7 protein-coding genes are annotated in these 11,659 nt (G+C 37.0%); all 7 read left to right on the top strand.

Going from position 1 to position 11,659, the window contains the following annotated elements:
• Positions 1-1,799, top strand: a 1,799-nt coding sequence (locus WFK35_RS15060; protein ID WP_336733293.1) for a glycosyltransferase, incomplete at its 5' end; no start/stop codon positions are given.
• Between the two features lie 322 nt (positions 1,800-2,121).
• Positions 2,122-4,149 (top strand): M13 family metallopeptidase, encoded by a 2,028-nt coding sequence (locus WFK35_RS15055; protein WP_336733291.1) that lies wholly within the window; start codon positions 2,122-2,124, stop codon positions 4,147-4,149.
• 1,383 nt (positions 4,150-5,532) lie between these two features.
• A complete protein-coding gene (locus WFK35_RS15050; RefSeq protein ID WP_336733289.1) occupies positions 5,533-7,632 on the top strand; it encodes a M13 family metallopeptidase in 2,100 nt (699 codons plus the stop codon).
• A 257-nt stretch (positions 7,633-7,889) separates the two neighbouring features.
• A complete protein-coding gene (locus WFK35_RS15045; RefSeq protein ID WP_076395488.1) occupies positions 7,890-8,336 on the top strand; it encodes a type VI secretion system contractile sheath small subunit in 447 nt (148 codons plus the stop codon).
• A gap of 21 nt (positions 8,337-8,357) precedes the next feature.
• Positions 8,358-9,719 (top strand): DUF5458 family protein, encoded by a 1,362-nt coding sequence (locus WFK35_RS15040; RefSeq protein ID WP_214590474.1) that lies wholly within the window; start codon positions 8,358-8,360, stop codon positions 9,717-9,719.
• A gap of 75 nt (positions 9,720-9,794) precedes the next feature.
• Positions 9,795-10,247 (top strand): hypothetical protein, encoded by a 453-nt coding sequence (locus tag WFK35_RS15035; protein ID WP_336733286.1) that lies wholly within the window; start codon positions 9,795-9,797, stop codon positions 10,245-10,247.
• 137 nt (positions 10,248-10,384) lie between these two features.
• On the top strand, positions 10,385-11,428 hold the full coding sequence (mutY, locus tag WFK35_RS15030) for an A/G-specific adenine glycosylase (RefSeq protein WP_336733284.1): 1,044 nt from the start codon (positions 10,385-10,387) through the stop codon (positions 11,426-11,428).
• Positions 11,429-11,659: the final 231 nt, after the last annotated feature.

Raw genomic sequence — 11,659 nt, 5'->3', positions numbered from 1 at the left:
AAAAAAACCTTCCTTTGGTTAAACGAATTTACAGAGAAGGACATGAAATCGGAAACCATACCTTTACCCATGAAAATGTGGCTAAAGTAAGTCCACAAAGAGCCCTGCTGGAAATGAAACTCACCAGACTGCTCATCGAATGTATCACAGGACACAGTACTATTCTTTTCAGAGCACCTTACAATGCGGACTCTGAGCCTACAACTTCCGAAGAAATTATACCTGTTGCATTGGCGAGACAGCAGAATTATCTTGATATTGGCGAAAACATTGATCCCGAAGACTGGCAGCCGGGAATAAAAGCCGATGAAATTGTAAAACGTGTATTGGCTGGTGTAAAAGCCGAACGCGGAAACATCATCCTCCTTCACGATGCAGGAGGCGAAACCCGTGAAGAAACCGTAAAAGCTTTGAAAGTTTTAATCCCGACTTTACAAAAACAAGGATATCATTTCACCAATCTTGCCAGTATTCTGCATAAAAACAAAGCAGAACTTATGCCTTCTGTTCCAAAAACAAGAGCCTATTACGTAATGCAGCTTAATCTTCTTTTGGCAACCATTATTTACGGAATCAGTCATTTTTTAGTGGCATTGTTTACCATTTTTATCGCATTAGGACTCATCAGATTGATTATTATGTTATTCTGGGCTTTTAAGGAACGTCGAAAAGAAAAAAAATCGGGAGAATTTCCTGTTTTGGCATCCTATCCGAAGGTTTCAATTATTGTTCCGGCGTACAATGAAGAAATCAACATTGTGTCATCATTAAATAATCTGTTAAAACAGACCTATCCCAATTTCAATATTATTCTGGTGGATGATGGAAGCAAAGATTCTACCTATGAAAAAGCGAAAGAGGCCTTTTCTGATCATCCGAAACTGAAGATTTTCAGCAAAACCAACGGCGGAAAAGCAACCGCTCTGAATTTCGGGATCTCCCAAACCGATGCAGAATATGTGGTCTGCATAGATGCCGATACAAAACTCGAAAAAGATGCCGTAAAATATTTAATTGCAAGATTTTTAAACTCGGATCCGAATGAAAAAATTGCAGCCGTGGCTGGAAATGTAAAAGTGGGAAATACCGTAAACTGGCTTACAAAATGGCAGTCTATTGAATATACAACCAGTCAGAATTTTGATCGTTTAGCGTATGCGAATATCAATGCGATTACTGTAATTCCCGGTGCCATCGGAGCATTCAGAAAATCTGTAATTGAAGAAGTTGGCGGATATTCTTCCGACACTTTAGCCGAAGACTGCGATATTACGGTTAAAATTTTAAGAGAAGGCTACAGCGTTGCCAACGAAAACCGTGCAGTTGCCGTGACAGAGGCTCCGGAAAGCGTAAAGCAGTTTTTAAAACAGCGTTTCAGATGGACGTACGGAATTATGCAGATGTTCTGGAAACAGAGACAGACTTTCCTTAACCCGAAATACAAAGGTTTAGGACTCTGGGCAATGCCGAATATTTTACTCTTTCAGTACATTATTCCGTTCTTCTCACCGCTTGCCGATGTCATCATGTTTTTTGGAATATTATCCGGAAACGGGGGAAAAATATTCAGTTACTATTTAATTTTCCTTTTGGTGGATGCGTCTCTGGCTTTTATTGCATTCATCATGCAGAGAGAGAAATTGGTAAACCTGCTGTATGTGATTCCGCAGCGTTTCGGATATCGTTGGCTTATGTATATTGTCCTGTTCAGAAGCCTCCGAAAAGCACTGAAAGGCGAAATGCAGACCTGGGGATTCTTAAAACGTACCGGAAATGTAAAAGAAATTGCAACGTCGTAAATTTTGGATTGTAAAAAAGTTGTCCTTCAAAAATAAGAAACGCCTTTGTTTATCTTAAATTTTTTAAACAGAGTTTTTAATAATTCCTTGTCTGGCATTGCGTTTAAATTATCGCAAGGGTAAACAACGTTTTTTAATATTAAATTACCTAACTAAAGATAGACAAAGGCGTTTCACTTAATTTCGAAATACAAATTGATAAGAAGAGATTTTCAAATTAAAAATTAAAATATAAACAGATCTTAATATTTAATTAAATTTGTTTTCATAAAAAGTAACGAAATAAAAAAAAGTTACACTTATTGTATAAATTGTAATTATAATGAAAAAATTAACGCTTTCTCTGCTTTTATTAGGAGGAATTTGTTCACAGACCGTGAACGCTCAGGCGACAGATAAAGGCCTAGACCTTAGCTTGATGGATAAATCAGTACGTCCGCAAGATGACTTTTATAACTATGTAAGTGGAACATGGATGAAAACTGCCAAAATTCCTTCCGATAAACCAACTTGGGGAAGTTTCAACAAACTGGCTGAAGATACAGACAACAACTCCATGACGATTCTGAACTCTCTTCTGAAAGATAAATTTGCTGACGGAACAGAAGGAAAGAAAATTCAGGACTTGTACGCAACGTACATGAACATGGCAAAAAGAAATGCAGACGGTATTAAACCGATTCAGGCAAATCTTAATAAAATCGATGCCATTAAATCCGTTGGAGATCTTCAAAAATATTTAATCTCTGTAACCAAAGAAGGAGAAAACAACTTCTATGGATGGGGAGTAGATGCAGATCTTAAAGACTCTAAAATGAACGTTGTTTATCTTGGTGACGCATCTTTAGGTCTTGGAAGAGATTACTATCAGAAAGTAAACGAAAAAAACACAGAAGCTTTAGCAGAATATACAAAATATGTTGCTTCTATGTTAAAAGAACTAGGATATAAAAACGCGGATGCTGCCGCTAAAGGAATCGTAGATTACGAGAAAAGCATCGCAAAAACATATTTAACCAACGAGCAAAGCCGTGATAATACGCTACAGTACAATCCGCAAACAATGGCTCAGCTTTCAGCTTTGGTAAAAAATGTAGACCTTCCGGCTTATCTTAAAGCAGTTGGCGTAAATACAGATAAAGTAATTATCGGAGAATTAGGATATTACAAGAATTTAGATAAATTCATCAATACACAGAATCTTCCTGTTATCAAAGATTATCTTAAATTCCACATGATCCACGGAAGCGCGGCTTACCTAAGCGAAAAATTAGGTGATATGAGATTCGCTTTCTATGGCAAATATTTAAGAGGACAGCAGGAGCAGAGAGCTTTAAATAAGAGAGGTTACGAATTAATTAACGGATCTTTAGGAGAAGCTTTCGGTAAATTATACGTGGAAAAATATTTCCCTGCAGAAGCGAAAGCGCAGATGGTTGAACTGATCGATTACTTAAAGAAAAGCTTCGCGGTTCACATCAACGGATTAACGTGGATGTCTTCTACCACCAAGCAAAAAGCAATGGAAAAGCTGAATAAGTTCACCGTAAAAGTTGCGTATCCGGACAAATGGAAAGATTATTCTAAATTAACCATCACGCCGGAATCAAAAGGCGGAAATCTATATGCCAACCTTCAGAATATTGCAGAATGGCAGTACAACAAAGATTTAGCTAAAATCGGGAAACCGGTAGATAAAACAGAGTGGGGAATGACACCGCAAACTGTAAATGCTTACTACAATCCGGTAAATAACGAAATCGTATTCCCTGCTGCAATTCTTCAGCCGCCTTTCTTCAATCCTAAAGCAGATGCTGCGGTGAATTTCGGAGGAATCGGTGCGGTTATCGGTCATGAAATGAGCCACGGATTTGATGATTCAGGTGCGCAGTTCGATGCAGACGGAAACTTGGTAGACTGGTGGACTCCTGAAGATAAAGCCAACTTCGAAAAAGCAACAAAAGCTCTTGCCGCACAGTATGACAAATACGAACCAGTAAAAGGAACTTTCGTGAACGGAACATTCACCAACGGAGAAAATATTGCAGATTTAGGAGGCGTAAACATCGCTTACGATGCTCTTCAGATGTATCTGAAAGACAAAGGAAATTCGGGAGTTATCAGCGGTTACACACAGGATCAGAGATTCTTCCTGAGCTGGGCGACAGTCTGGAGAACATTATCCAGCGAAAAATACATGATCAATCAGGTAAAAACAGACCCGCATTCTCCGGGATATTTCAGAAGTTTCGGCCCTTTAACCAATGTTGATGCTTTCTACAAAGCGTTTGATGTGAAAGAAGGAGACAAATTGTACAAAAAACCGGCAGAAAGAATTAAAATCTGGTAATCACAATTTTTAAATATAACCAAAACCGTTCAGCAGTGAGCGGTTTTTTTGTTTTTTGGAGCTTTTTCGCGCTTTCCGCACTCGCTATTTTCTGGGTTTCGGCGCGGCGGAGCCGCGCCGAAACCCAGAAAATGAGCTCAGACAAATGCTGCAATCACGGCTAGGGAATAGTCTGTTTTTCAATATTTGAATTAGTCAATAAAGTTTCTCATCCTTTAGAAATCTCAACACAGTTAAATAAATTGCGTAAATATTCGAACTTATCTGGGCAATGATAAACCCTGTGTTTAGCCTTCATAATTATCATTTGCTGAGTGAAGCGCCGTTGCGAAAAAAATACCCAATACAATGCAAAACAAAATTTAGCGAACATCGCGTTAGAATCAATAAAAATAGATTTCTCCTAAAATCAAAGAACCAAATAATCTAAGTTGCTATCATTTGCTGAGTGAAGCGCCCTTGCGAACAAAAATATCCACTACAATGCAAAACAAAACCTAGCGAACATCGCGTTACAATCAATAAAATAGATTTCTCCTAAAATTAAAGAACCAAATAATCTAAGTTGCTATCATTTGCTGAGTAAAGCGCCTTGCGAACAAATATCCACTACAATGTAAAACAAAATCTAGCGAACATCGCGTTAAAATCAATAAAAATAAATTTCTCCTAAAATCAAAGAGCCGAATAGTCTAAGTTGCTATCATTTGCTGAGTAAAGCGCCTTGCGAACAAATATCCACTACAATACAAAACAAAACCTAGCGAACCTTGCGTTAAAATCAATAAAAATAAATTTCTCCTAAAATCAAAGAGCCGAATAGTCTAAGTTGCTATCATTTGCTGAGTAAAGCGCCTTGCGAACAAATATCCACTACAATACAAAACAAAACCTAGCGAACCTTGCGTTAAAATCAATAAAAATAAATTTCTCCTAAAATCAAAGAGCCGAATAATCTAGTTGCCATCATTTGCTGAGTGAAGCGCCGTTGCGAACAAGAATACCCACTACAATGCAAAACAAAACCCAGCTAACCTTTCGTTAAAATCAATAAAAATAAATTTCTCCTAAAATCAAAGAGCAGAATAGTCTAAGTTGCTATCATTTGCTGATTGAAGCGCCGTTGCTAACAAAAATATCCACTACAATGCAAAACAAAACCTGGCGAACCTTTGCGTTTAAGAAGACTTATCCCGAACTCAGGTTATTTAAGAACTCTTTCGAACTTTGTGAGAAATACTAATACTCAGTCAATCAAAATCAAATAACAAAAATATCAAGTTCTTATTTACATCCTTTTCATCAATTATTATTTATCACTTATCATTTATAATCAAAATTCGTATATTTGGTAAGTTTGTGTAAAATCAAAAAATATCTTTAATGAAAAAGCTAAATATCGGGATACTTGCCTTTTTGGGTCTGGTATTCTTAAATTCTTGTGGTACAGCGAAAACGGGAGAAATTAAAAAACCTGAAACCATGAAAACGGTTGCTGTAGAGCCGGTGAAAAAAGAGGAAGTAAAAGAAGAAGGGATCAATCTGTCGTACATGGATAAAACTGTTCGTCCCCAAGATGATTTTTTTAGCTATGTCAACGGAAACTGGGTGAAAACTACACAGATTCCTTCAGATAAAGCAAGCTGGGGCTCTTTCAATGCACTGAGAGAAAATGTTGATGACGCTTCTTTAGATATCCTGAACAAAATCCTGTCAGAATCCTATCCTGCGGGCTCCGAAGGTCAGAAAATTCAGAATTTATACGCATCTTTTATGGATACTGGTAAAAGAAATGCGGAAGGACTGGCTCCGATCAAAGGAGATCTTGCAAAAATTGATGCCATTAAAAACATCGGCGATCTTCAGAAATACCTGCTTGAAGCAACAAAAGTAGGCGACAACTCTTTTTACGGATGGAGAGTAGGAGCAGACCTGAAAGATTCTAAAATGAATGCAGTCTATCTTGGTGGTCCTGATCTTGGACTGGGAAGAGATTACTATCAGAAAGTAAATGAAGCCAATACAAAAACATTAGCAGAATATCAAACCTATGTCGGAAAACTATTCGGTGTTTTAGGCTATAAAAATTCAGAAACTTCGGCAAAAAACGTAGTGGATTTCGAAAAACAGTTGGCAAACTATTTATTAACGCTTGAACAGAACAGAGATGCCAATTTAAGATACAACCCTAAAAATGTATCTGAATTGCCGGCTTTGGTTAAAAACGTTAATCTTCCGAAATATCTGAAGGATGCCGGAGTAAATACTGACAGAGTTATCATCGGCGAGCTGAAGTATTACCAGAATATGGATTCCTTCCTTACCCAGAAAAACCTTCCTTTACTGAAAGACTATCTGAAATACCACTTAATCAATGGAAATGCAAGCAATCTGGATGAAAATTTAGAACAGATCAGATTCGATTTCTACTCCAAATATCTTCAGGGACAGAAAGAACAGCGTCCGATGAACAAAAGAGGGCTTTCTTTGGTAAACAGCGTTCTGGGAGAAGCCTTCGGAAAATTATATGTGGAGAAATATTTTACGCCGGAAGCAAAAGCGCAGATGGAAATGTATATCGATTACATTTTAAAATCCTTCAAAACGCACATCAACGAAATGGACTGGATGTCTCCGGAAACAAAAGTAAAAGCACAGGAAAAATTATCAAAATTCACCGTGAAAATTGCTTATCCGGATAAATGGAAAGATTACACCCAGTTAAAAGTGGAAGCTCCGAAACAGGGAGCAACCTTATATTCCAATCTTCAGAATGTTTCAGCTTGGCAATATCAGAAAAATTTAGATAAAATAGGAAAACCGGTAGACCGAACAGAGTGGGGAATGACGCCGCAAACCGTAAATGCTTATTACAGCGGTTCAAACAATGAAATCGTTTTCCCTGCAGCCATTCTTCAGCCCCCTTTCTATAATCCAAAAGCAGATGCAGCCGTTAATTTCGGGGGAATCGGAGCCGTTATCGGTCACGAAATTTCTCACGGATTTGATGACAGCGGTTCAAGATTCGACGGAGACGGAAATTTGAATAACTGGTGGACCGATGCAGACCGTAAAAACTTTGACGCAAAAGTAGCTCAGTTGGCTGCACAATACAGCGCTTATGAGCCGGTAAAAGGAAGCTTCGTTAACGGAAAATTTACAAGTGGCGAAAACATCGGAGACTTGGGAGGAGTTGCTGTTGCTTACGATGCGCTTCAGATGTATCTTAAAGATCACGGAAATCCGGGCTTAATCAGCGGATTTACTCAGGACCAGAGATTTTTCATGAGCTGGGCAACAGTCTGGAGAACAAAATCCACAGATCAGTATATGACCAATCAGGTAAAAACAGATCCGCATTCGCCGGGAGTTTTCAGAGCATTCGGTCCGTTGGTCAATCAGGATTCATTCATCAAAGTATTCGACATCAAACCGGGAGACAAAATGTATAAAGCTCCGCAGGACAGAATAAAAATTTGGTAATACAGACCAAAAATTGTTAGAAGTAAAAACGCATCAGAAATGGTGCGTTTTTTATTTAATTTTTCATAGTTTAGTGACATCACAAAATATCAGTTTTTGGTTAATATTTAATTTAAAAAGTTAATATTTCAAGAAAAATCTTAACAAAATTTTGTATGTTACAGTTTTTTTTTAAATTTAAACATTGGATTGGTCAGCTATTTGATGCTGATAAAAACAATACACACCAACATCGAAAATCTCAAAATATTAATAATATGGCAATGTTCAATTATGGCGTTGGCGGAAACGAGGTAAAAGTAGACGCCAATGAAGCTATTCAGCAGATTCAGGAGAATAAATCGCTGATAGTAAGCCAGCTTACAACCGACGAATCTTACGTCCCTGAAATTGTAACAGGATTAAAAACAGTAGATGACGTCTTCAGACATTTCCAGCCTTCTGTAAGCGTTCAGCACGAAACGGAGGACGGTAATGTAGTGGAAGAGGAATTCCGTTTTCAGAATCTCGCGGACTTTACCCCAAAAAATCTCACTCAGAAATCAGATTACTTGCAGCAATTAAGCATGGAGCAGGAACAGTACAACAAAATTGTTCGACAGCTTAAAACCAATAAAATTCTGCGAAATATGCTGGAAAACGATCAGACAAGAGCTGCATTCGTAGAGGTATTGAAAGAAGTGGCACAGGAACTTGAAAAATAATCTAAAGACGTTACATTAATCATGGATAGTAAATTACAGGCAGCTGAAAACCAACCACAGGGACAGCAGCAACATGCAGGTCAGCCGAAAAGTAATCCGCTTGCCGAACTAAATAAAATAGGAGGTTTTGGTTTTGTAGAATCTGTTGTAGACGGAATCGCAAACATGAATCCCACCAGAAAAGCCAGAAAGGAAATCTTCCTTAATGACAGCAATAAAGCAGATGAAAGAAAAGAACTTCTTCAGAAAATTAATCTTTGGGTAAATCTTCTGGAAGGAAACGATTCTGCAGATAAGATGGCAGAAACATGCAAAGCTAAAGCGCAGGCTGCGGATCAGAATTTAAAGCTAAATCTTAAAAATACGCTTGACGCTGTTCGTCAGTTAGAAACAAACTACAGAACGGTCGCTCAGTTTTACAAAAATACCGAACTCGATAAAGTAGATAACGTAAGTATTGTTAATGCAAGTTTAGATCAGGTTTCAGATTTGGATAACCCGATCTTTATTGATGCCATTGCAGAAGAATTTAAGAACTATTACGACCGTTTAGACCTTCGAGACAATTACTCTATTTTAGCAATTCCGGGATATTTAGGATCCAATAAAGTCATTGAAAAATGGGCAAAAATCTGTAACGAAAACAAAGTAATGATGGTGACGGATTTTGCGAATCTTGATAAACCGGATGACGTGGTGGATTTATTCCATTCTGCCAATCTTACAGGAGGTGAACTGCATAGAAGTAATGTCATCATGACTTGTAACTGGCTTGTTGGACGCGGAAAAGCTGAGGAAGTAGGAGAGGAGGAAAACGTAGAACTTCCGCCTTCAACTTCACTGGCAGGAAAAATTCATAAAACATTAATGTCTCAGGTTGCTGCAGGTAAAAAGCACGGAAACATCAATGAAGTGGACGCCGTAAAATTCGAATTAAAGAAAAGCGAAATTTCTCAGTTGGAAAAAATGGGATTGGTTCCAATGGTAAATGAATACGGAAAAATTATGGCTTTCTCTGCAAAAACATTATTTACAGGAGACAACATCGGACTTCAGACCTATTCCGTAGTTCGTGTATTCGATTACGTTACGAAAGTTCTGCTCGATTTCCTAAACAGAAGAGCTTTCGAAAACTGGAATGCAAGAAATGAAGATGATTTAAGAAAACAGATCGTAACCTTCCTTGACGGAATTAAAGGTCCGGATAAATTGATCGAAAAATTCAAAATCGTCCGTTTCGAGCAGGATAAAGTGAATAAAGACAGAGTTTGGCTGGATATTCGTCTTACACCTTATTTTCCTACAAAAAGTTTTGTTATCAAATTAGACGGACATAAAGGAGATGATGGAAATGAATGGGATGCAGAATATCTTCAGGATTAAATTAATCAAATTAAATATTAAAACCGATGCAATTTTTCATCGGTTTTTTTCTACCAAATCGTTAAAAATAGAAATATGAAAGGCAGGTTATTCTACTTTTTGCCCGTAATTTTTATGATCTTCAGTTGTGAAGATAAAAGGGTACAGCAAAATCATCCAATAGATCTTTTCGCTGACGAAATAAAAGAAGGAAAAGCTTACATCATGAAACCGCAGGAATGCTTCGATGAAAGTGATATGGTGATTGCTTCATCAAATATTAAACTAATAGATCAGTCTCAAGGTCGTGGAAAATCTATATTTATTTACAGAGTTATTAATGGCAAAGTAGAGAAAACAACGAGAGATTCTATTGTGGATTTCCCGTTCAGTTTTCTGTCTAATCAACAGTTGAAATTCAAAAAAGATTCTGCTTCCTATATTTATCTCAAAAAATTGGAAGGTTACCGCTTCATTGCAAAAGAAAAACATTTAAAATACCAGTGGCTGAAAGCGGCTCCCGTATATTCAGTTCAAAAAGAAAATTAAATTATCTTTGTATTTAATAAACAGATGCTTCGACAAGCTCAGCATGACATTTCTAATACTAGTCGTTTTTATTAAAAGTGAATTTTTAGCGTTGTCATGCTGAGCTTGTCGAAGCATAAAATGTAGTAGACAAACCTTTGGAAAAAACAAAACAATCAGACTTCAGGCACATCGGCAATAAACTTCTTAACTGGTATAAAACAAATGCCCGCGATTTACCTTTCAGACAGACCAGAGATCCTTATAAAATCTGGATTTGTGAGATCGTTTTTCAGCAGACCAGAATTGCTCAGGGATTAGGACATTATAATAATTTTGTTCAGCGTTTTCCGGATGTAAAAACCCTTGCCGAAGCAGACGAAAACGAAGTTTTACTGTATTGGAAAGGACTAGGCTATTATTCCAGAGCGATCAATGTTCATAAGGCGGCGCAACAGATCATGAACGATTATAATGGCGTTTTTCCTTATGAATACGATGAAATCTTAAAGTTAAAAGGAGTCGGAAAATATACAGCCGCTGCAGTTTCCAGTATTTGTTTTGGGGGTAAAATTCCGGCTGTGGATGGAAACTTTTACCGCGTTCTGAGCCGAATTTTTGCAGATGATTTTGATATTTCAAGTTCAAAAGCCTTTAATTATTTTTCTGAACTCGCTCATTTAATTTTACCTGAAAATGTCGGTGACTTCAATCAGGCGATGATGGATTTAGGTTCCGAAATCTGTAAGCCTAAAAATTCTCTTTGCAGAGAATGCCCTTTACATGAAGACTGTCTGGCTTTTTCCATGAATAAAGTTTCTGAATTTCCGGTAAAAACAAAAAAAGTAAAAGCTGCTGACTTGGAGCTGAAATATTATTTCGTTCACAGAAATGGTCAGTTTTTAATTCAACAGAGAAAAGACGATTTCATCTGGAAAAAGTTATTTGAATTTCCACCTGAAATTTCAGATGATTTAATTCCATTCATCAAAAGTGTAAAAAATGTAAGCCATAAACTCACGCACAAAAATTTAAGCATTGAGATTTTTAATGTTGAAGTAGAATCAGAAGAAATATGGCAGAATTTCATCACTCAAAATAATTACATCGTAACCGATGTTGAAGGTTCACACGAAAAATCCTTCCCGAAACCGTTGGAGAATTATATCCAAAATTATGAAACGGCATATAGAATTTTGTAATGTCATTGCGAGAAGCGTTTAAAATAAACCATTAAGAATAGTTAAGCAGTTAAGAAAGATTAAGAATTTGCAGGCAAATTAATGGATAAGCTTAAAAAATAATTAGAATGTAATAAAAACGCTCTGTGTGCTTATTTAAGTGAAACGCTTTAGCGAACTTAAAAATATCCATTAAGTTTTAAAAGAAAAATCTTCGCGCATTTTGCGTTAAAATTAATTACATGATTAAAA

Origin of the sequence: Chryseobacterium sp. VD8 (assembly GCF_037149975.1) — a bacterium.
Classification (GTDB): Bacteria; Bacteroidota; Bacteroidia; order Flavobacteriales; family Weeksellaceae; genus Chryseobacterium; species Chryseobacterium indicum.
Note: the sequence above shows the minus strand (reverse complement) of the source record. Positions and strands in the feature narration are given on the sequence as shown.

Coding starts and splice junctions, on each gene's coding strand:
- WFK35_RS15055 (WP_336733291.1), top strand. CDS start 2,122: ATGAAAAAATTAACGCTTTCTCTGCTTTTATTAGGAGGAATTTGTTCA.
- WFK35_RS15050 (WP_336733289.1), top strand. CDS start 5,533: ATGAAAAAGCTAAATATCGGGATACTTGCCTTTTTGGGTCTGGTATTC.
- WFK35_RS15045 (WP_076395488.1), top strand. CDS start 7,890: ATGGCAATGTTCAATTATGGCGTTGGCGGAAACGAGGTAAAAGTAGAC.
- WFK35_RS15040 (WP_214590474.1), top strand. CDS start 8,358: ATGGATAGTAAATTACAGGCAGCTGAAAACCAACCACAGGGACAGCAG.
- WFK35_RS15035 (WP_336733286.1), top strand. CDS start 9,795: ATGAAAGGCAGGTTATTCTACTTTTTGCCCGTAATTTTTATGATCTTC.